Below are 20,246 nucleotides of genomic sequence, written 5' to 3' on the forward strand. Positions count from 1 at the left end.
GGGATTTCAAGCCGGGTTGTTTGCAGCCTGCCGGTGGCCGGTATAAACCCGCGAGCCGCCGACACCAGCCCGGCGCGCCGCACCAGATCACTGCCCGGACACTCCTCGGAATGGCTACTCCTGCTTTCGTCAAACGCATCCTGAGGACGGACGCCTTTCAATGGACCGCGACGGTGCCGGCCGCGGTGTATTTCCAGTTCGTGCTGTGGACCGGCCGGTTCGACCGCGCGCCGCTGCCGATTCCGGAGCCCTACATCCTGGCGATGTGGCACGGCCGGCTGATCATGCTGCCGATGCTGCGCGGCACCGGCAAGCCGCTGATCGCGCTGATCAGCGGCCATCGCGACGGCCAGATCATCAGCAAGGTCGGCTCGGTGTTCGGCATCCAGACCGCGGTCGGATCGAGCTCGAAGGGCGGCATGCGGGCGGCGCGCGAGATGATGCGGCTGGCGCGCGACGGCCACAGCCTGTTCGTGACGCCCGACGGGCCGCGCGGGCCACGGATGCACATCAACAACGACGGCATTCTCGATCTCGCCCGGCTCACCGGCCTGCCGGTGCTGCCGGTCGGCGTCAGCATGCAGCGCGGCCGGGTGCTGCGAAGCTGGGACCGGCTGATGCTGCCGGGGTTGTTCTCCAGGATCGCGATTCGCTACGGCGAACCGCTGATCGTCGATGCGGCCGCCGACCGCGCCGAGATCGCCGCGCGCCTGTCGGCATCGCTGACCGCCGTGCAGCAGCAGGCCGACCGTCTGGTCGGCCGCGAGCCGGTGGAGCCGGCATAGCGCTCATTTGCCTGCCTTTTCGAGGTCGATCGTCAGCGCGAGGTCGATCGCCGCTTTCACCGCTGCTCTTCCCTGAGCCGTTCGGGCCAGCGACGATCTAGAATTTGGGTCTATCGGGCCTTGTCCGGGACACGATCCGGAGATCCAAAACGCCGCGCGTTGTCCTTCCGCGCCTTGCTGACGTTGCGCGCGAAGACGGTGCTCAAGTCGTCGCCGAAGGTCGGGCTGTTGGCGTCGATCGACAAAACGGTAAAGCGCTCGCCGTTCTCGCCGCGAACGCTCTTCGAGATCACGGAGCCATAGCGCCGATCGCTACCGGCTCCAGATTTTTTCGAAGCGCTGTTTTTTGCGGCCGTCTTTTTCACGGCCGTTCGTTTGGGAGCCAGCTCTTTGACGACGAGTCGCGGCATGTTCCTCGGCCTTGTCGTGTGCCTCTCTAGACCGCTGTATTTAAGCACGTTTTGCAAGGGCGGAATAGGTTCGCTCAGCCCAGCTCGCCGCCGAGCCGGCGCATCATCGGGACGAAGTCCGGGAAGCTGGTGGCGATGAAGGCGGTGTCGTCGACCGTCACGGCCTTGTCGGCCGCCAGCCCCATCACCAGCGCCGACATCGCGATGCGGTGATCCATATGGGTTGCGACCAGGCCGCCGCCCGTCACGTGGCCCTTGCCGACAACGATCAGATCGTCACCCGTGATCTCGACCTCGACGCCGTTGACCCGCAGCATCGCGGCGGTGGCCTCGAGCCGGTCGGATTCCTTCACCCGCAGCTCGTGCAGGCCGCGCATGATGGTGGTGCCCTCGGCGAAGGCTGCCGCGACCGCCAGCACCAGATATTCGTCGATCATCGACGGCGCCCGCTCGGCCGGCACCTCGACGCCGCGCAGCTGCGAGCCGCGGATCCGGAACTGCGCCATCGGCTCGCCGGCATCGCCGCGGGTCTGGCTTTCCTCGATCACGCCGCCCATGTCGCGCAACGTGGTCATCAGCCCGGTGCGCAGCGGATTGGTCATGACGTCGGTCAGCACGACGTCCGAGCCGGGCACGACCAGCGCCGCCACCATCGGGAACGCCGCCGAGGACGGGTCCGCCGGCACCACCACCGGTGCGCCGCGCAATTCGGGCTGACCGGTTAATGAAATCCTACGGCCGAGCCTGCCTTCGGGCTCGGTCACCAGCGCGGCGCCGAAATGCTGCAGCATCAGCTCGGTATGGTCGCGGCTGGCTTCGGCCTCGATCACGGTGGTGATGCCCGGCGCCGCCAGGCCGGCGAGCAGCACGGCGGATTTGATCTGCGCCGACGGCACCGGCGTGCGGTACGTGATCGGCAGCGGATCGCGCGCGCCCGCCAGCGTCAGCGGCAACCGGCCGCCCTCGGCGCTCGACACCACTTTGGCGCCCATCTGTTCCAGCGGATCGACGATTCGCCGCATCGGCCGGCTGCGCAGCGAGGCATCGCCGTCGAACGTCGCGGTGATCGGCGAACCCGCCACGGCGCCCATCGCCAGCCGGCAGCCGGTGCCCGAATTGCCGAAATCGAGCGGCGCGTCGGGCTGAGCGAAGCCGGCGACGCCGACGCCGTGCACGCTCCAGGCGCAGTCGCCGGTGCGCTCGACCCGTGCGCCCAAAGCGCGCATCGCCTTGGCTGTGTTGAGGACGTCCTCGCTTTCGAGCAGGCCGGTGATCCTGGTCTCGCCGACCGCCAGCGCGCCGAGAATCAACGCGCGGTGCGAGATCGACTTGTCGCCGGGCACTCGGGCGGTGCCGCGCAGGGCTGCGCTCTTGCGCGCCGCCAGCGGCGAGGTTTGGTCTGAATGGCTCAAGATGGAGGTCCCCTGCGCACCGGGCGCCTGATCGAAGCGGGGCCGCGCGCTGCGTGGCCGCCGATACGGCATAAACCGCTATTGACAGCGGCGTGGCAACTAGCCAAGTGAAGCACCGTTTTTCAAGAAATCCCAAGGTTGCACAAGTGGCGAAATCCGATCTCGGAACCAAACGCATTTGCCCGACGACGGGCAAAAAGTTCTACGATCTGAACAAGAACCCGGTGATCTCGCCCTACACCGGCGAGGTGGTGCCGATCGCGCCGGTTGCGGCGCCGCGTGGCCGCGCCGATCAGCGTTCCGCCGCAGCCGCCGATACTGCCGATGCGCCCGAGGCGATGGAGGCCGAAGAGCTGGTGTCGCTCGAGGAGGCCGATGCCGAGGAGAAGACCGGGAAGGTCAAGGCGATCGTTCCGGAGTCCGAAGACGACATCGAAATCGATGAATCCATCGAGGATGACGACGATTCGACCTTCATCGCCGACGAAGAAGAAGGGGATGAAGACGTCACCGACATCATTGGTGACGTTTCTGGCGATGAGGAGACTTGAGATCGTCGTCAAACTGTGATCAACGAATGCCGCGCGCGGTTGATTTGATTTGACCGCCCGCACCCAGGGTTCGGGGCCATAGCTCAGCTGGGAGAGCGCTTGCATGGCATGCAAGAGGTCGGCGGTTCGATCCCGCCTGGCTCCACCAACATCCCGCCTGCGATCTCGCACGGCGCAGCCCGGCCCGAAGCTGCAGATCCTTCCATTCCGCCAGCGCTGGTGACCCGCCGTCGAAAGACGCGCACGCTCTGTGTGTGCAACGGCTGCCGCAGCCTCAGCAAGCGGAGCGGGGCTCGCCTGCCGCGGGATGGCGACGCGGCCGTGCCGGCAAGTCCGAGGCAGTGACCGAGAGATTGTGAAGTTCGAGACCCTGGGTCCCGGACAGCGGGCCCGGCCCCGCACGGCGATGCGCCCAGCCCCGAGGATTCGATTCGCGGCGAAATCTTTTCCCAAGGCGCGCGGACACGATCGCCGGATGCCTGCGCCGAAAAGAAAATGGCCCGTCAGTCAAACTGACGGGCCACATGCGTACTGAAATCGGAAACAGCTCCGCCTCAGCGCGGCGCCAGCACCATCACCACTTGGCGGCCTTCGAAGCGGGCGTCCTGCTCGACCTTGGCGATCTCGGCGACGTCGGCCTTCACCTTGTCCAGCAGCTTGGTGCCGATGTCCTGGTGGGCCATTTCGCGTCCGCGATAGCGCAAAGTGATCTTCACCTTGTCGCCTTCCTCGAAGAAGCGCTGCATCGCCTTCATCTTCACGTCGTAGTCGTGGTCATCGATCATCGGGCGGAGCTTGATCTCCTTGATCTCGACGATCTTCTGCTTCTTGCGCGCCTCGGCGGCCTTCTTCTGCGCCGAGTACTTGAACTTGCCGTAGTCCATGATCTTGCAGACCGGCGGACTGACGTTCGGCGAGATCTCGACCAGATCCATGCCGGCTTCCATCGCCATCTTGATCGCGACGATGGTCTCGACCTTGCCACGGTTCACACCGTCCTGGTCGATCAGCTGGATCTCGTGGTTGCGAATATCATCGTTGGTGCGCGGCCCATCCTTGGCAACGGGGGGCGGGGCTCTGTTGGGACGGCGAATGGTGGCTTCTCCAATATTGTGAACGTTGGTGGCGAAACGATCGATCCGGGCATCACACAGCGGCATCCACCGCCTGTGCCAATCAGATCACGCCCTCCATATAGGTCAGAGCGTAACCGGACGCAAAACCGACAGCCCGGCTCAACACCGTGGCCATGCCCTTTTCTGATCGCGGCGTAGTGTGACGGAAGAAGCCGGGGCCGGCAAGCCAACTTCCGCATAACCAGCGCAATGTCGTGCCGATTCGCGGCTTTTCCGCCACGCGGTGGCCAGCTCCGCCTCGATTGACGGCGCGGCCGGGCGTACTGCAAAGCAATTCCGCAACGAGGCACTTGATCCATGACAAATCACCACGTCGGCGCCGATCCTTCCTTCATCACCCTCGGGGATGGCCCCGCTCAGCGCCGGATCGCGGCCCGGGCGCGGCCGGGCAGCGCGCCCGGGTTGTTCTGGCTCGGCGGCTTCAACTCCGACATGACCGGCACCAAGGCGGTGGCGCTCGACCAATGGGCCGCCGCGCGCGGCCGCGCCTGCGTCCGGTTCGATTATTCCGGCCACGGCGAATCCTCCGGCGCCTTCGCCGAGGGCACCATCAGCCGCTGGCTCGAGGATGCGCTGGCGGTGTTCGATCAGTTCGCCAAGGGGCCGCAGGTGGTGATCGGTTCGTCGATGGGCGGCTGGATGGCGCTGCTGCTGGCGCGCGAACTGATCCGCCGCGGCACCGGCGCCGCCTCGCTGGCCGGCCTGGTGCTGATCGCGCCGGCGCCGGACTTCACCGAAGCGCTGATGTGGAAGAACTTTTCACCCGAGATCCGGCGGCAGATCGAGACCGAGGGGGTGTGGATGCGGCCGTCCGAGTATGGCGAGCCCTATCCGATCTCGCGGGCGCTGATCGAGGACGGCCGCAACCATCTGCTGCTCGGCGGCGCCATCTCGACCGGCTGCCCGGTCCGCATCCTGCAAGGCAAGCAGGACCCCGACGTGCCCTGGACCCACGCCTTCGCGCTGACCGAGCACCTGCCTTGCGAAGATGTCGTACTGACCCTGATCCAGGACGGCGACCACCGCCTCTCCCGCCCGCAGGACATCGCCCGGATGCTGGCGGCGGTGGAGGAGTTCGGGTGAGGCGAAGGAATTGAAAAGAGGTGACGTCACCCCACTCACCACCGTCATCGCCCGCGCAAGCGGGCGACCCAGTATTCCAGAGCGGTCAAGTTCATCCTCTCTCTGGGATACTGGGTCCCTCGCTCGCGCGGGGGATGACGTCTGAAGACGGGGCGGGATCTCGGGCCACATTGACGCCGCACCACTCCGCCCGCACGCTTTCATCAGCCTCTTCGCCGAGATGCTGTTCGCGCAGCGCCCCGAACTGCTCCTCCGCAACTAACTGCCCGAGCGCCCACACTGCCGCGCCGCGCACCGCCGGGTCGGCATCGCCAAGCAGCCGCCCGGCCTCCGCCGCCAGCCTCGCGTCTCCGGAATTGCCGATCGCTATCAGCACGTTGCGGATGAAGCGGGCGCGGCCGATGCGTTTGACCGGGGATTTGGTGAACAGCGCCCGAAACGCCGCATCGTCGAGCCGGACCAGTTCGCCGAGCGGCGGAGCCCGTAGCGCTTCGCGCGACGCCAGCTTCGCCTCGCGGCCCGCCTGCGCGAACTTGTTCCACGGGCACGCCGCGAGGCAATCGTCGCAGCCATAGATGCGATTGCCGAGCGGCCGGCGGAATTCGCGCGGGATCGGACCCTTGTGCTCGATCGTCAGATAGGAAATGCAGCGCCGCGCATCGAGCCGGTACGGCGCCGGGAACGCCGCGGTCGGACAGGCGTCGAGGCAGTTGCGGCACGAGCCGCAATGATCGCGCTCGGCTTGGTCGCGCGGCAGGTCGAGCGTGGTGAAGATCGCGCCGAGAAACAGCCAGGAGCCGAATTCGCGCGACACCAGATTGCTGTGCTTGCCCTGCCAGCCGAGTCCGCCTGCCTGCGCCAGCGGCTTTTCCATCACCGCCGCGGTGTCGACGAATACTTTCACCTCGCCGCCGGCAGCTCCGACCAGCCAGCGCGCGAGCTGCTTCAGCCGCGCCTTGATGACGTCGTGATAATCGTCGCCCTGCGCGTAGACCGAGATCGCGCCGCGGTCCGTAGCCTCGAGAATCGCTCGCGGATCGCTGGTCGGTCCGTAATTGACCCCCAGCATGATCACCGAGCGGACCTCGCTCCACATCACCCGCGGATCGGCGCGCCGCTCGGGCCGGTCGGCCAGCCAGGCCATCTGCCCATGGTAGTCAGAAGCGAGGTACTCGCGGAGGTAGCCGAGGGCATCGGGTATCGCGTCCGGTGCGCAGACCCCGAGCGGCGCGAAGCCGAGCGCGCGGGCCTGATCGGTCAGCGCTGCCTTCAGTTTGCCACAAGGATTTTCGGCCGAATTGGGAGCCGTTCCGGCGCGGCTCAGAAGTCCAGATCCACGTAGGTCCGTGACGCCGGCACCCCCGCCAGCCACTCGCTCAGCAGCGGACGGAACGACGGCCGCGACTTGATCCGGGCGTACCAGGCCTTCGCGGCTTCGTCCTCGATCCATGGCACGTCGCCCAGATAATCGATCGCCGACAGATGCGCGGCGGCGGCGAGGTCCGCATAAGTCATCCGGTCGCCGGCCAGGAAGTTCCGCGTCCGCGCCAGCCAGCCGATATAAGCGAGGTGATAGCGCACATTGGCGGTGGCGGCACGGATCACGTCCATCGCCGGTGGGCCGCCGCCGTCCTCTTCGCTCATGAAGCGCTTGTAGATCCGCTCGGTGACGAGCGGGCCGCTGGCTTCCTCGAAGAACTTGTCGTTGAACCAGTCGAGCAGCCGGCGCACCTCGATCCGCTCGGCGGTCGATTGCGGCAGCAGCCGGCGGTCGCCGAAGCCCGCGCCATGCGTCTCGTCGAGAAACTCGGCGATCACGCCGGCGCCCGGAACCGGCGGCTGCCCTTCGGCGATCAGCACTGGCGTGGTTCCGGCCGGATTGAGCGCCAGAAACGCCGTCCGGCGCTCCCACGGGCGCTCTTCCACCAGCCGCAGGTCGAGACCATGTTCACCGAGCGCGAGCCGCACGAACCGGGACTGCGGGCAGAACGGATGGTGGAACAGGGTGTACATGGCGACCTTGATAGTTTCGCAGGCTTAACAAACGGTGGCCGATCGTCGGACGCGATCAGCGCCCCGGCCTGCGGGAGGCGTCAAACTACTCAAGTGCAGGCCGCTGGCAAGGCGGCTTTTGGCAAGGCAGCTCTGGCGCATTTTTGACGTTGCGGCATACTAGTGAATAGGCGACAAGGTTCCGCCTCCCGCCAGATCGCCTCTCCTCCCAACGGACTCTCCCATGCTTGCCGATATCATCAGGGCCGTCATTCTCGGCATCGTCGAGGGTGTGACCGAGTTTCTTCCGGTGTCGTCGACCGGTCATCTGCTGCTCGTCGGCCGGTTCTTCAATCTCGGCGAAGGCGATTTCTGGAAGACCTTCGACGTCCTGATCCAGCTCGGCGCGATCCTCGCGATCCTGGCGCTGTATTTCTCGAAATTGTGGCGGATTGCGCTCGGGATCTTCTCGGACCCGGCGGCGCAGCGCTTCGTCATCGGCGTGCTGGTCGCGTTTCTGCCGGCGGCGGTGATCGGCGCGGCGGCCGGCTCCTACATCAAGGCGTATCTGTTCAACCCGTGGGTGGTGTGCTTCTCGCTGATCGTCGGCGGCGCGATCCTGCTGTGGGTCGATCAGCTCGACCTCAATCCGCAGCATCACGACGCCACCGCGTTTCCGCTGAAAATGTACTTCTACATCGGTTGCGCGCAGTGCATGGCGATGATCCCCGGCGTGTCGCGCTCGGGCGCCAGCATCGTCGCGGCGATGCTGTTCGGCGCCGACAAGCGCTCGGCCGCGGAGTTCTCGTTCTTCCTGGCGATCCCCACCATGGTGGGCGCCTTCGTGTACGATCTCTATAAGAACCGCGGCGACCTCTCGAGCGACCATCTCACCATCGTGGCGGTCGGCTTCGTGGTATCGTTCATCACCGCGATCATCGTGGTGAAGACGTTCCTCGGCTACGTCACCCGCCACGGCTTCGAGCTGTTCGCCTGGTGGCGGGTGGTGGTCGGCACGCTCGGGCTGATCGCGCTGGCGCTCGGCAAGTAATCACCGGCGCCTGCCGCGCGGGGCCGCGCGGCGAGCGTCCGGAATCGCCCCGATCAGGCGTTCTTGCGGGCGAACTGGCCGGTGGCGCGGAACCGCCACAGATAGGACGGCACGATTGCCTCCATCGAATCCGGCGTGATGCCGAGGCCCTGCAACGTCAGGCCGGCGCTCTTGGCGGCGTCCGACACGACATTGTCGACCTTCAGCAGCGCGACCTGGTCGGGCGTCAGCTTGAAATCGCCCGGTGCGAACTGCAGCAGCGCGGCCTGCAGGCTGGCGAGCCCGAACGGCAGCGGCAGCAGCAGCCGCTTGCGGTCGACCGTCTCGAGAATCAGCTGGATGATCTCGCGCATGGTCATCTGCTCGGGGCCGCCGAGCTCATAGGTCGCGCCCGGCTTGGTGCGGCCGTCGACCGCCTCCGCCACCGCCGCCGCGACATCGCCGACATAGACCGGCTGCAGCTTGGTGTCGGCACCGACCAGTGGCAGCACCGGCGAGATCCGCGCCAGCGCGGCGAAGCGATTGGTGAATTGATCTTCGGGGCCGAACACCACCGACGGCCGCAGGATCGTGGCATGCGGCACGGCGGCCAGCACCGCCTGCTCGCCGGCGGCCTTGGAGCGTGCGTAGCGCGACGGCGAATTGGCGTCCGCGCCGATCGCCGAGACGTGCACCATGCGGGCTCCGATCGCCGCAGCCGCCTTCGCGACCGCAGCCGCGCCCCCGGCCTGCACGGCATCGAATCGCTGCGCGCCGCCCTCGGCCAGGATGCCGACCAGATTGATCACTAAATGCGCGTCACGCATCGCGGCCTGGATCGAGTCGGGATAGCGCAGATTAGCCTGCACGGCGTGAATCTGCCCGACCCGGCCGAGCGGCTGCAGATGCCCGGCCAGCTCCGGCCGCCGCACCGCCACCCTGATTCGGTAATCCCGCCGGGCCAGCGCGCTGACCACATGGCGGCCGATGAAGCCCGAACCGCCGAAAACCGTGACGAGGGTGTCGATATTCGAATGCATGCGGGTGATCCTGGTGCGGAAAGGGCGGGCCGGAAAGCTCCGGCAATCGCCGTTATTCTGGCGGTTTCGCGTTACGCCATCAACCTTTCGCTGTACAGCGGAATTGGCAGCGCAAAGCAATTTGACATTTCCGTATCGGGTCCCTATCAACCCGCCCGGGCCCAGGTGGCGGAATTGGTAGACGCGCTGGTTTCAGGTACCAGTGGGTAACACCGTGGAGGTTCGAGTCCTCTCCTGGGCACCATTTGCCCTGCCCATGCTTCGCTCTCCCTTCGTTGGTGTTGTCGTCTCGGCCGCACGGCTCGCCACTTGCTGGCTCGAGCGCTAGGTTGAGCAGCGATTCGGGGCCGTGGGCTCCGCCTTCCACAACAACGGTTTGCCGATCATGACCATCCGCCTGCACCGCGGCGATCTGCCGGATCTTTCGCGCTACACCAGCTCCGTGGCGATCGACACCGAGACGATGGGGCTGCATCCGCATCGCGACCGGCTGTGCGTGGTGCAGCTCTCGAACGGCGACGGCAGTGCCGATGTGGTACAGATCCCCCGGGGGCACAGCGATGCGCCGAATTTGAAGCGGCTGCTCGGCGATCCCGGCATGGTGAAGATCTTCCATTTCGCGCGGTTCGACCTCGCCGCGCTCTACAATGCGCTCGGCGTGATGCCGCAGCCGGTCTACTGCACCAAGATCGCGTCCCGGCTGTCGCGCACCTATACGGACCGCCACGGCCTCAAGGACCTGGTTCGCGAGCTGCTGAATGTCGACCTGTCGAAGCAGCAGCAATCCAGCGACTGGGGCGCCGAGACGCTGAGCGACGCCCAGCTGGCTTATGCGGCCTCCGACGTGCTGCATCTGCATGCGCTGCGCGACAGGCTCGACGGCATGCTGGCGCGGGAGAATCGCACCGAGCTCGCGCAGGCGTGCTTCGATTTCTTGCCCTACCGCGCGCGGCTCGACCTCGAAGGCTGGAACGAAGAGGACATCTTCGCGCATTCTTGAGGATTCCGGGCGGATCCGACACATTGGGCCGCCCCGTTTCGGTCATGTTCGTCGTCCTGATGGGCTTGTGATGGGCTCGTCCCACCGCGGGCCTCGCCTGCCGGGGCTTTAGCGACTATCTGGGGTTGCTCCCCGCGCCGGACGCGTCCGGTCGGTTCCCGATGCGGAGCAAGGACATGAGACGGTAGCGCTCGAGGCTGGCTGGATCGCGCCACGCCCGGCACCACGCGGGAGCAGCGGTGGCTTCGGTTCAGACGGCGTCGTATCAGGCTGGCATGAAGGCGCGCTTCGCTGCGGCGGCGCGCCACAGCCGTCTCGTGCGCACGCTGCGCATCGCGGTGCCGCTGGTGGTGGCGCTGTCGCTCGCCGCCATCGTCGCCATCTCGATCTTCAATCCGTTTCGGCTGCTGGCCAAATTGCCGCTCGACATCGGCGACCTGGTGGTCTCGGGCACCAAGATCACGATGGAATCGCCGCATCTGGCCGGCTTCACCAATGACGGCCGCCCCTACGAGATGTGGGCGCGCTCGGCCACCCAAGACCTCACCAGCCAGGACCACGTCGACCTGCACACGTTGCGGGCCAAGTTGGTCAGCGACGACCAGTCGACGGTGGTGATCGAGGCTCGCGACGGCAAGTTCAACACCAAGGCGCAGATGCTGAATCTACAGAAGGACGTGTATCTGCGCTCCTCGACCGGCAGCGAGGCCTGGATGACCCAGGCCGACGTCGACATGGGGAAGGGCACGGTTTCGTCGGACGAGCCGGTCGACGTCAAATGGCTCGGCGGCAAGTTGCGCGGTCAGCGGCTGCGGATTACCGAGAAGGGCGATGTGATCCGATTCGAAGGCGGGGTGGTGATGAATCTGGACAACGCCCGGCTGCCGGACGCCTCCGAGGAGGCCGAAGCCCAGCCCCCGTCCGCGCCCGCCGTAACCACGAAAATCGACCAGACGACGCCGAAGGCTAAGTCGTCCGGCCAACGCCAACGCGAAGTGAACCATCCATGATCGCTGCCGGTCTCCGCTCCGCCCGCCGCGTCCTGCTCGGGGTCGCCGGCGCCGCGCTTCTCGCCGCCGCGACGAGCGCGCCATGCCTGGCGCAGAGCACCATGCAGGGCGTGCCGAACGCGATGCAGGGCTTTTCGCAAAATCGCGATCAGCCGATCCAGATCGAATCCGACACGCTCGAGGTTCGCGATAAGAAGAAGGAGGCGACCTTCGCGGGCAGCGTCAAAGTTGTCCAGGGCGACACCACCATGACGTCCAGAAGCCTCGTGGTGTTCTACGATCAGGATCAGCAGCAGGACACCGCCGCCAAACAGGCGAAGCGCAAGACGATGCCTGCGGCGGCGCCCGGCCCCGGCGGCACCTCGTCGATCCGGCGACTGGAGGCCAAGGGCAATGTCGTGGTCACCCAGAAGGATCAGATCGTGACCGGCGAAACGGCGGTGTTCGACACCAAGACCAATCTGGTAACCATGCTGGGCAACGTCGTGCTGACGCAGGGCAAGAACGTGGTGCGCGGCGACCGGCTGCTGGTCGACATGACCACGGGCGTGTCCCGGGTCGAATCCAACAGCGGCCGGGTGCAGGGCCTGTTTCAATCCTCCGGCAGCGGCACCGGCGGGCCGCTCGGCCTCGGGCCCCCCGCCGCCGGACAGAAGAAGTGACGGCGTACACGCATTCGACCGTAGCGCGGCGCGTCCCAAAGGCTGATCGGTAGCGGCATGGTTGATCTTCTGAGCATGTTCCGGCGCCGCGCCCCGAAGCGCTCGGGGGCGGCCCGGTCGCGTCCGGACATCACCGCCCTGCAGGACGAAATCGGCGATCTGCTGGGCACGCCGGCCCGCGATGCAGCGGTCGCCCACTCGGCGGTCCACGACGCGCCGCTGGCGCCGACCCCTGCACCGCAGCGGCCGCGGCGTCCGGCCGCGGCTCCGACCCAGCAGCGCACGGCGCATGCCGGCTATCTGGCGGTCCATCGCATCGAGAAAAGCTTCGGCACCCGCAAGATCGTGCGCGGCGTCAGCATCTATGTCCGGCGCGGCGAGGCCGTCGGCCTGCTCGGCCCCAACGGCGCCGGCAAGACCACGGTGTTCTACATGATCACCGGCCTGATCAAGGCGGACCGCGGCGCGATCGAGCTCGACGGCCACGACGTCACCAAGCTGCCGATGTATCAGCGTGCCCGCCTCGGCATCGGCTATCTGCCGCAGGAAGCGTCGATCTTCCGCGGTCTGAACGTCGAGCAGAACATCATGGCGGTGCTCGAGGCAGTGGAGCCGGACAAGCGCAAACGCGAAGCCGACCTCGACAATCTGCTGCACGAATTCAACATCGAGCGTCTGCGCAAATCGCCGTCGATCGCGTTGTCGGGCGGCGAGCGCCGACGCGTCGAAATCGCCCGCGCCCTGGCGAGCCGTCCCAACTACATGCTGCTCGACGAGCCGTTTGCCGGCATCGACCCGATCGCGGTCGGCGACATTCAGGATCTGGTCCGCCACCTGACCAATCGCGGTATCGGCGTACTAATCACCGACCATAATGTCCGTGAGACACTTGGTCTCACCGATCGCGCCTACATCGTCTATGCGGGCGAAATCCTGACCGAAGGTACGCCGGAAGAGATCGTCAATAACCCGGACGTCCGCCGTCTTTACCTTGGCGAGGAATTCCGCCTGTAATCGGTTGCAGTTCGCCTCCCGACGCGGCATGCTGAGGTGCCTTGCTCCTCCCGCCTCGATGCCGGCTGGGCCGCCTACTCCAAATTTCCAATTCGTCAAGGCGTGTACATCAGCCGCGGAAAGGCGTAAGCAAGAAACGGACCAACTTGGATCGTTCTTGCCGCCATGGCACTAACTCAACGCCTCGAGTTCCGACAGTCGCAGTCGCTGGTGATGACGCCGCAGCTGATGCAGGCGATCAAGCTGCTGCAATTGTCCAATCTGGACCTCGCGACGTTCGTCGAAGACGAGCTCGAAAAAAATCCATTGCTTGATCGGGCGACCGACACGCCGGAAGCGCCGGTCGCGGGCGAGCCGGCGATGGAGCGCGGCGACGTCGGCGGCGATGAGTTCGGCAGTGGCGAGGGCGGCGGCGAGGGCGGAGAGTTCGCGGCGCCGGACTCGTTCGAGCCCGGTACCGAAGAGTGGATGCACCGCGATCTCGGCAGCCGCAGCGACATCGAGCAGACGCTCGACACCGGCATGGAGAACGTCTTTCCCGAGGAGCCGGCCGAGGCTGCGGCGCGCGCCGCGCAGGATGCGGCACCGTCCTCCTACACCGAATGGGGCGGCGGCGCCTCCAGCGACGAGGGCTACAATCTCGAAGCCTTCGTCGCCGCCGAATCCTCACTCGCCGATCATCTGGCCGAACAACTTGCGGTGGCTTTGACCGGCCAGTCCGAACGTATGATCGGCCAATACCTGATCGACCTCGTCGATGAGGCCGGCTACCTGCCGGCCGATCTCGGGGATGCGGCCGAACGCCTCGGCACCACGCAGGCCGAGGTCGAAGCGGTGGTCGGCGTGCTGCAGACATTCGACCCGCCTGGTATCTGCGCGCGCTCGCTGGCCGAATGTCTCGCCATCCAGCTGCGCGAACTCGACCGGTTCGACCCGGCCATGCAGGCGCTGATCGAACATCTCGATCTGCTCGCCAAGCGCGACGTCGCCAGCCTGCGCAAGATCTGCGGCGTCGACGACGAAGACCTCGCCGACATGATCGGCGAAATCCGTCACCTCGATCCGAAGCCCGGCCTGAAGTTCGGCTCGTCGCGGGTGCAGACCGTGGTGCCCGACGTGTTCGTCCGCCCCGGCCCGGACGGCGGCTGGCTGGTCGAGCTCAACAGCGACACGCTGCCGAAAGTCTTGGTCAACCAGTCGTACTACTCGGAGCTGTCGAAGACGATCCGCAAGGACGGCGACAAGTCGTACTTCTCCGACTGTCTGCAGAATGCCACCTGGCTGGTCCGCGCGCTCGATCAGCGCGCCCGCACCATCCTCAAGGTTGCGACCGAGATCGTGCGTCAGCAGGACGGCTTCTTCACCCACGGCGTGGCACACCTGCGCCCGTTGAATCTGAAGGCCGTCGCGGACGCGATCCAGATGCACGAATCGACGGTGTCGCGCGTCACCGCCAACAAGTACATGGCGACCAACCGCGGCACCTTTGAACTAAAGTATTTCTTTACCGCGTCGATCGCATCCGCGGACGGCGGCGAGGCGCATTCGGCCGAAGCCGTGCGCCATCACATTCGGCAATTGATCGACGGCGAAGATCCGTCGGCCATCCTCTCCGACGACACCATCGTCGAGAAGCTGCGCGAAGCCGGCATCGATATTGCGCGCCGCACTGTGGCCAAATATCGCGAGGCGATGCGCATTCCCTCCTCCGTGCAACGACGACGCGACAAGCAAAGCGTGCTCGGTGCGGCTCTGACGGCGGCGGATCGCTCCCGCGACACCGCCCCGGCTTGATTACGCCGCTGCTCGGACTACTGTCAGTACCCCAAAGACAAACGAGGCATCCCATGACCATCCGGGTCTCCGGCAAAAGCATCAGCGTCGGCGAAGCCCTGCGCGGCCGTGTCAGCGAGCGCACCGAAGAAGTGCTGCGCAAATATTTCGACGGCAACTACTCGGGCCACATCACGCTGAGCAAAGACGGTTTCGGATTCCGCACCGACTGTGCGCTGCACCTCGATTCCGGCATCACGCTGGAAGCCGAGTCGAATGCGGCCGACGCCTATGCGAGCGCCGACCAGGCGCTACTGCAGATCGAGAAGCGCCTGCGCCGCTACAAGAGCCGGCTGAAGGATCGCTCCGCCCGCAAGGCGCACGCCGAGGCCACTGCCTTGGCCGAACTGGCGATCGCGCCGGTCGACGTCCCGAGCTACGTGATCGAGGCGCCCGGCGACGAGGAGCATCGCGAGGACGCCTACAATCCGGTGATCATCGCCGAGGCCACCACCGCGATGAAACGGCTGTCGGTCAGCGAAGCCGTCGTCGAACTCGACCTCACCGGCGCGCCGGTGCTGGTGTTCCTGCATGGCGGCTCGGGCCGCGTGAACATCATCTATCGCCGCGTCGACGGAAATATCGGCTGGATCGATCCGCCCACAGTGAACGCTGCCGCCTGACGGTGGTTAGCGGCGTGGCCGTCCCGCTTCGCGTGTGAGACGGCCATTGACGCCCGGCGGCGGCTCTGCCTATGGTCCGCCGCCCTCCGAGCCGGAGCCGGAACGGCCGGACTTTGCCACCGCCGGCAGGGGTGATAGATTAGCTAGGCCGATGAATTCAGGGAGCTTTCCTCCGGCCGCAAATGGCCGGTTGATGCACCGAAATCGAGCTTGACGCAGCCTGCCCCTGTCCTATTTCACAACGACAGCACACCACATCCTCGGAACGCCGCATGACGATTACCGATCTGGTCGCGCCCGAGGCGGTTATCCCGGCGTTAAAAGTCATCAGTAAGAAACAGGCGCTGCAGGAACTTGCCGCGCGCGCCGCGGAACTCTCCGGACAGAACGAGCGATCGATCTTCGAAGTGTTGCTGCAGCGCGAAAAGCTCGGCACCACCGCGGTCGGCTACGGCGTCGCCATTCCGCACGGCAAGCTGCCGAAGCTCGACAAGCTGTTCGGCCTGTTCGCCCGGCTCGAACGCCCGATCGATTTCGAGGCGATGGACGGCCAGCCGGTCGACCTGATCTTCCTGCTGCTGGCGCCGGAAGGCGCGGGCGCCGATCATCTCAAGGCGCTGGCGCGGATCGCCCGTTTGCTGCGCGACCAGGACGTCGCCAAGAAGCTGCGCGCCTCGCGCGACGCCCAGGCGATCTACTCGGTGCTGGCGCTGCCGCCGGCGACGGCGGCCTGACATCCGGCCAACGAGCGGCGTTGTGCGCCGCTACGCTCATCAATCAGTTGGTGTAGGGAGAGGCGCCTGAGCAAACGCTCGGTGCCCCGACGTGGTAAGAATACGCAGCTCCGCGGAGTCCGTTGCCGGACACCGCGTCTGCAACTATGCGCCGATCAGTGGACGCTGACCGCCTGAAGCTCCTGGCTCCAGGCATTCGCCACCGCGGCTTCGCGGCTGTCTGTCAGCATGATCGGCGTGCCGTCGGCGGAATGCAGCGCGAACAGCTTGAGGCCGGGCGCGATCTGCGGCGCCTGCGGGAAGAGGCCGGGCACGTCCTCGGAGCGGATCTGCTTCACATAGGCGATGTGACCTTCGCCCAGATGCGCCAGCGCTTCCGGCGTGACGTGGACATTCTCGTGCGTTGCTGTACCCGGGTCGGCTGTAACTAAGTCAGTCATGGTCTCGACTCCTGTTAGAGACTAAGCGGTCGAGTCCGCTACTCGTTCCATTATTCGTGTTCGGTGATGGCGATTGTCTTAATCACCCGTTCAGGCTCAGGCCGGACCAGATCGATGGACAACAACCCGTTCTTCAGATCCGCACCCAGCACCTGCATCCCCTCCGCCAGCACGAAGGTGCGCTGGAAGTGGCGCGCGGCGATGCCGCGATGGATGTATTGCCGGGCTTTGTCATCCTGCTGGCGACCCCGAATGACGAGTTGATTTTCCTCAATCGTCACATCGAGTTGATCGCGGGTAAAACCCGCAACCGCGAGCGTGATCCGGAGCTTTTCAGGATCGCCGCTGCTGCGTTCGCAGCGCTCGATGTTGTAGGGCGGGTAGCCGTCGGCACCCTTGACGACGCGGTCGAGCGCACGCTCGATCTCGTCGAATCCCAGCAGAAAGGGACTGGACAACGTAGGAACACGAGACATCACAAAGTCCTCTCGAAGCGACTTTGAGGGGGTCCTTGCGGCACCCCGCTGACCTTCCGGCATCGTGCCGGCCGGTCGAAACCAATATGGGCAGTGCAAGATACGGCTTCAAGCACCCCGAAACAACGAATTTGTGCAGCGCCTTCAAGGCCCTGCGGCAATCCGCCGGCCGTCGGCAGCGAACCGGTGCAGGTGTTGAGGCAAACCTGTGGCAACGATCCTGCTGCCAATCGCTGGCGCCTCCTGGCCGGGAATGCGGACGATAATCTCGTCGGGCGGCAATTCGCCCGGCTTGCGGCTGATCGTCGGCTGGTCGCTGCGGCCGCGGGTGCCGTACACGAAGGTCTCCGGCCCGACCCGCTCGATCGCCTCGACGGTGAGGTCGAGCGTCAGCGCGCCCGGGGCGGCGGGCCCTGCGGCGATCACCAGGTCTTCCGGCCGGACGCCGAGGATGCCGCCTTCGGCCGGGCCGCCGAACTGCGCCTGCATGGCCGCGGTGTCGAGCGGGATCAGGTTCATCGGCGGCGCGCCGATGAAGGACGCCACGAAGGTGGTCGCCGGTCTGGCGTAGACCTCGAGCGGCGAACCGATCTGCTCGATCACGCCGCCGTTCATCACCACCAGGATATCCGCCAGCGTCATCGCCTCGAGCTGGTCGTGGGTGACGTAGATCGCGGTGGTGGCGAGCCGGCGCTGCAGCTTGCGGATCTCGACCCGCATCGCGACGCGCAGCTTGGCGTCGAGATTGGACAGCGGCTCGTCGAACAGGAACACCTTGGGCTGGCGCACAATGGCGCGGCCCATCGCGACGCGCTGGCGCTGGCCGCCAGAGAGCTGCCGCGGCTTGCGCTCCAGCATGCTGCCGAGTTCGAGGATGCGGGCGGCTTCCTGCACCCGGGCGTCGATCTCCGGCTTGGCCATGCCGCGGTTACGCAGCCCATAGGCCATGTTGTTGTAGACGCTCATATGCGGATAGAGCGCGTAGTTCTGGAACACCATGGCGATGTCGCGGTCGGCCGGCTCGACCTGATTGACGACGCGGCCGCCGATCGCGATCTCGCCGGCCGTGATCGTCTCCAGCCCCGCGACCATGCGCAGCAGCGTGGACTTGCCGCAGCCGGAAGGGCCGACCAGCACGCAGAACTGGCCGTCGCCGACCGCGAAATCGACGCCCTTGATGGCCTCGAAGCCGCCCGGATAGGTCTTGCGGACATTGCGGAGAACGACGTCGGCCACGCTTATTTCTCCGTCTCGACCAGTCCGCGCACGAACAGTTTCTGCATCAGCACCACCACGGCGACCGGCGGCAGCATCGCCAGCACCGCGGTCGCCATCACGATCGGCCATTCGGTCAGCGCATCCGAGGTCACGATCATCTTGCGGATGCCGATCTGGATGGTCTGCATGTCGTCGCGCGTGGTGATCAGCAGCGGCCAGAGATATTGATTCCAGCCGAGGATGAACAGGATCACGAACAGCGCCGCCATGTTGGTGCGCGACAGCGGCAGCAGCGTATCCCAGAAAAAGCGGAACGGCCCGGCGCCGTCGATCCGCGACGCTTCTAATAGCTCGTCCGGCACCGTCATGAAGAACTGCCGGAACAGCAGCGTCGCGGTCGCGGACGCAATCAGCGGCAGCGTCAGGCCGGCATAGCTGTCGAGCAGATTGAGGTCGGCGACGATCTTGTAGGTCGGATAGATCCGGACTTCGACCGGCAGCATCAGCGTGATGAAGATGATCCAGAAGATCGTCATCCGAAACGGAAAGCGGAAATACACGATCGCATAGGCGGAGATCAGCGAGATCGCGATCTTGCCGACCGCGATCAGCATCGCCATCACGAAGGAATTGAACAGCATGGTGCCGACCGGCTCGCGGGTGGTACCCGAAGTGCCGACGAACAGCGTCTGGTAATAAGTGTCGAGGAAATGCCCGCCGGGCAGCAGCGACATCTGGCCGTTGGCGATGGTGGCGTTGTCCTGGGTCGAGGCGACGAAGGCGAGATACACCGGGAACGCGACGATCAGCACGCCGGCCCACAGGATGGCGTGCGGCAGCAGGTTTCCGAAGCGGCGGTGCTCGACCATCAGTAGTTCACCTTGCGCTCGACAAAGCGGAACTGGAACGCGGTGAGGGCGATGACGATGCCCATCAGGATCACCGATTGCGCCGCCGAGCTGCCGAGATTACCGCCGAGCAGGCCGTCGCTATAGACCTTGTAGACCAGCGTCTCGGTCGCTTTTGCCGGGCCGCCGCGGGTGATGGTGTCGATGATGCCGAAGGTGTCGAAGAACGCGTAGACGATGTTGACGACGATCAGGAAGAAGATGGTCGGCGACAGCAGCGGGAAGATGATGGTCCAGAACCGCCGCATCGGCCGGGCGCCGTCGATCGCCGCCGCCTCGATCACGCTCGACGGGATCGCCTGAAGCCCGGCGAGGAAGAACAGGAAGTTGTAGGAGATCTGCTTCCACGCTGCCGCCAGGATGATCAGCAATGCGGCCTGGTTGCCGTCGAGCAGCGGATTCCAGTCGATGCCGAGCTTGCGCAGCCCATGGGCGATGACGCCGAGCGACGGATTGAGCATGAACACCCACAGCACGCCGACCACCGGCGGCGCCACCGCATAGGGCCAGATCAGCAGCGTGCGATAGAAGGTCGACCCGCGCAGCGGCCGGTCCGCCATCACGGCGAGCAGCAGCGCCAGCGACAGCGACGCCAGTGCGATCGCCAGCGAGAACGCGAAGGTGCGCAGGATGGCGGCGAAATAATCGGGATCGGCCAGCAGCTCGTTGTAGTTATCGAACCACACGAGCACGGTCGACAACCCGAACGCGTCCTGCATCAGGAACGACTGCACCACCGCCTGCCCGGCCGGCCAATAGAAAAACACCAGCACCACCGCAAGCTGCGGCAGCACCAGCAGATAAGGCAGGAATTTCGATTGGAAGACGGCCTGCTTGAGCATGGACTAACTCCCCTCCCCCCGCTCTTGCGGCGGGGAGGGGTCGGGGG

General features: G+C 65.8%; 22 protein-coding genes and 2 tRNA genes. 13 read left to right on the forward strand and 11 right to left on the reverse strand.

Features of this window, described 5'->3' with window-relative positions; translation table 11 throughout:
• Positions 1 to 110: 110 nt before the first annotated feature.
• Positions 111 to 785 (forward strand): lysophospholipid acyltransferase family protein, encoded by a 675-nt coding sequence (locus IP86_RS14855; RefSeq protein ID WP_054163310.1) that lies wholly within the window; start codon positions 111 to 113, stop codon positions 783 to 785.
• A 110-nt stretch (positions 786 to 895) separates the two neighbouring features.
• Here the strand turns inward: IP86_RS14855 and IP86_RS28085 are convergent, their stop codons facing one another.
• Together IP86_RS28085 and aroA are read right to left on the reverse strand one after the other, a co-directional pair.
• The gene (locus tag IP86_RS28085) at positions 896 to 1,195 is read right to left on the reverse strand and encodes a hypothetical protein (protein WP_245290629.1); all 300 of its coding nucleotides are present in this window, start codon (positions 1,193 to 1,195) and stop codon (positions 896 to 898) included.
• Positions 1,196 to 1,269: 74 nt separating this feature from the next.
• Positions 1,270 to 2,607 carry a 3-phosphoshikimate 1-carboxyvinyltransferase gene (gene aroA / locus IP86_RS14860; RefSeq protein WP_054163311.1) on the reverse strand — a complete coding sequence of 446 codons (1,338 nt, stop codon included), beginning with the start codon at positions 2,605 to 2,607 and terminating at the stop codon, positions 1,270 to 1,272.
• 146 nt (positions 2,608 to 2,753) lie between these two features.
• On the opposite strand from aroA, the gene IP86_RS14865 reads away from it, so the two are divergent.
• Complete coding sequence (locus IP86_RS14865) at positions 2,754 to 3,158, forward strand: TIGR02300 family protein (protein WP_054163312.1); 405 nt, start codon at positions 2,754 to 2,756, stop codon at positions 3,156 to 3,158.
• Between the two features lie 72 nt (positions 3,159 to 3,230).
• A tRNA-Ala gene (locus tag IP86_RS14870) sits at positions 3,231 to 3,306 on the forward strand.
• Between the two features lie 406 nt (positions 3,307 to 3,712).
• Here IP86_RS14870 and infC read toward each other — a convergent pair.
• Entirely contained in the window at positions 3,713 to 4,252 is a 540-nt protein-coding gene (infC, locus tag IP86_RS14875) for a translation initiation factor IF-3 (RefSeq protein WP_156332516.1), read from the reverse strand.
• A 339-nt stretch (positions 4,253 to 4,591) separates the two neighbouring features.
• Here infC and IP86_RS14880 point away from each other — a divergent pair, with 339 nt between their 5' ends.
• Positions 4,592 to 5,377, forward strand: coding sequence for an alpha/beta hydrolase (locus IP86_RS14880; protein WP_054163314.1), 786 nt, complete (start codon positions 4,592 to 4,594; stop codon positions 5,375 to 5,377).
• Between the two features lie 91 nt (positions 5,378 to 5,468).
• Here IP86_RS14880 and queG read toward each other — a convergent pair whose 3' ends face one another.
• Both queG and IP86_RS14890 read right to left on the reverse strand, forming a co-directional pair.
• Entirely contained in the window at positions 5,469 to 6,749 is a 1,281-nt protein-coding gene (queG, locus tag IP86_RS14885) for a tRNA epoxyqueuosine(34) reductase QueG (protein ID WP_082364020.1), read from the reverse strand.
• Positions 6,698 to 7,390, reverse strand: coding sequence for a glutathione S-transferase family protein (locus tag IP86_RS14890; protein WP_054163315.1), 693 nt, complete (start codon positions 7,388 to 7,390; stop codon positions 6,698 to 6,700). Before IP86_RS14890 ends, queG begins: the two co-directional genes overlap by 52 nt.
• A gap of 223 nt (positions 7,391 to 7,613) precedes the next feature.
• Here IP86_RS14890 and IP86_RS14895 point away from each other — a divergent pair, with 223 nt between their 5' ends.
• Positions 7,614 to 8,420 (forward strand): undecaprenyl-diphosphate phosphatase, encoded by an 807-nt coding sequence (locus IP86_RS14895; protein WP_054163316.1) that lies wholly within the window; start codon positions 7,614 to 7,616, stop codon positions 8,418 to 8,420.
• 53 nt (positions 8,421 to 8,473) lie between these two features.
• On the opposite strand, the gene IP86_RS14900 is transcribed toward IP86_RS14895, so the two are convergent.
• The gene (locus IP86_RS14900) at positions 8,474 to 9,439 is read right to left on the reverse strand and encodes a complex I NDUFA9 subunit family protein (RefSeq protein WP_054163317.1); all 966 of its coding nucleotides are present in this window, start codon (positions 9,437 to 9,439) and stop codon (positions 8,474 to 8,476) included.
• A 159-nt stretch (positions 9,440 to 9,598) separates the two neighbouring features.
• Here IP86_RS14900 and IP86_RS14905 point away from each other — a divergent pair.
• From IP86_RS14905 to ptsN, 8 genes are all read left to right on the forward strand, one after another.
• Positions 9,599 to 9,683 (forward strand) — tRNA-Leu (locus IP86_RS14905).
• Positions 9,684 to 9,824: 141 nt separating this feature from the next.
• Complete coding sequence (locus tag IP86_RS14910; protein WP_054163333.1) at positions 9,825 to 10,439, forward strand: ribonuclease D; 615 nt, start codon at positions 9,825 to 9,827, stop codon at positions 10,437 to 10,439.
• A gap of 275 nt (positions 10,440 to 10,714) precedes the next feature.
• On the forward strand, positions 10,715 to 11,449 hold the full coding sequence (gene lptC / locus IP86_RS14915; RefSeq protein ID WP_197279820.1) for an LPS export ABC transporter periplasmic protein LptC: 735 nt from the start codon (positions 10,715 to 10,717) through the stop codon (positions 11,447 to 11,449).
• Positions 11,446 to 12,111, forward strand: coding sequence for an LptA/OstA family protein (locus IP86_RS14920; RefSeq protein ID WP_054163319.1), 666 nt, complete (start codon positions 11,446 to 11,448; stop codon positions 12,109 to 12,111). Before lptC ends, IP86_RS14920 begins: the two co-directional genes overlap by 4 nt.
• A 57-nt stretch (positions 12,112 to 12,168) precedes the next feature.
• Positions 12,169 to 13,125, forward strand: coding sequence for an LPS export ABC transporter ATP-binding protein (gene lptB / locus IP86_RS14925; RefSeq protein ID WP_054163320.1), 957 nt, complete (start codon positions 12,169 to 12,171; stop codon positions 13,123 to 13,125).
• Positions 13,126 to 13,290: 165 nt separating this feature from the next.
• Positions 13,291 to 14,919, forward strand: coding sequence for an RNA polymerase factor sigma-54 (rpoN, locus tag IP86_RS14930; RefSeq protein WP_054163321.1), 1,629 nt, complete (start codon positions 13,291 to 13,293; stop codon positions 14,917 to 14,919).
• Between the two features lie 53 nt (positions 14,920 to 14,972).
• Positions 14,973 to 15,581, forward strand: a complete 609-nt coding sequence (gene hpf / locus IP86_RS14935; protein ID WP_054163322.1) for a ribosome hibernation-promoting factor, HPF/YfiA family — start codon at positions 14,973 to 14,975, stop codon at positions 15,579 to 15,581.
• A 272-nt stretch (positions 15,582 to 15,853) separates the two neighbouring features.
• Positions 15,854 to 16,315, forward strand: a complete 462-nt coding sequence (gene ptsN / locus IP86_RS14940; RefSeq protein ID WP_054163323.1) for a PTS IIA-like nitrogen regulatory protein PtsN — start codon at positions 15,854 to 15,856, stop codon at positions 16,313 to 16,315.
• Between the two features lie 155 nt (positions 16,316 to 16,470).
• Here ptsN and IP86_RS14945 read toward each other — a convergent pair whose 3' ends face one another.
• The 5 genes from IP86_RS14945 to ugpA form a co-directional block, all read right to left on the reverse strand.
• On the reverse strand, positions 16,471 to 16,755 hold the full coding sequence (locus IP86_RS14945) for a BQ00720 family protein (protein ID WP_054163324.1): 285 nt from the start codon (positions 16,753 to 16,755) through the stop codon (positions 16,471 to 16,473).
• A 50-nt stretch (positions 16,756 to 16,805) separates the two neighbouring features.
• A complete protein-coding gene (locus tag IP86_RS14950; protein WP_054163325.1) occupies positions 16,806 to 17,231 on the reverse strand; it encodes an Hsp20 family protein in 426 nt (141 codons plus the stop codon).
• A gap of 144 nt (positions 17,232 to 17,375) precedes the next feature.
• Complete coding sequence (locus tag IP86_RS14955; protein ID WP_054163326.1) at positions 17,376 to 18,467, reverse strand: sn-glycerol-3-phosphate import ATP-binding protein UgpC; 1,092 nt, start codon at positions 18,465 to 18,467, stop codon at positions 17,376 to 17,378.
• A gap of 2 nt (positions 18,468 to 18,469) precedes the next feature.
• A complete protein-coding gene (gene ugpE / locus IP86_RS14960; protein ID WP_054163327.1) occupies positions 18,470 to 19,318 on the reverse strand; it encodes a sn-glycerol-3-phosphate ABC transporter permease UgpE in 849 nt (282 codons plus the stop codon).
• Positions 19,318 to 20,199, reverse strand: a complete 882-nt coding sequence (ugpA, locus tag IP86_RS14965) for a sn-glycerol-3-phosphate ABC transporter permease UgpA (RefSeq protein ID WP_054163328.1) — start codon at positions 20,197 to 20,199, stop codon at positions 19,318 to 19,320. Before ugpA ends, ugpE begins: the two co-directional genes overlap by 1 nt.
• Positions 20,200 to 20,246: the final 47 nt, after the last annotated feature.

The organism is Rhodopseudomonas sp. AAP120 (genome assembly GCF_001295845.1).
Lineage (GTDB): Bacteria > Pseudomonadota > Alphaproteobacteria > Rhizobiales > Xanthobacteraceae > Rhodopseudomonas.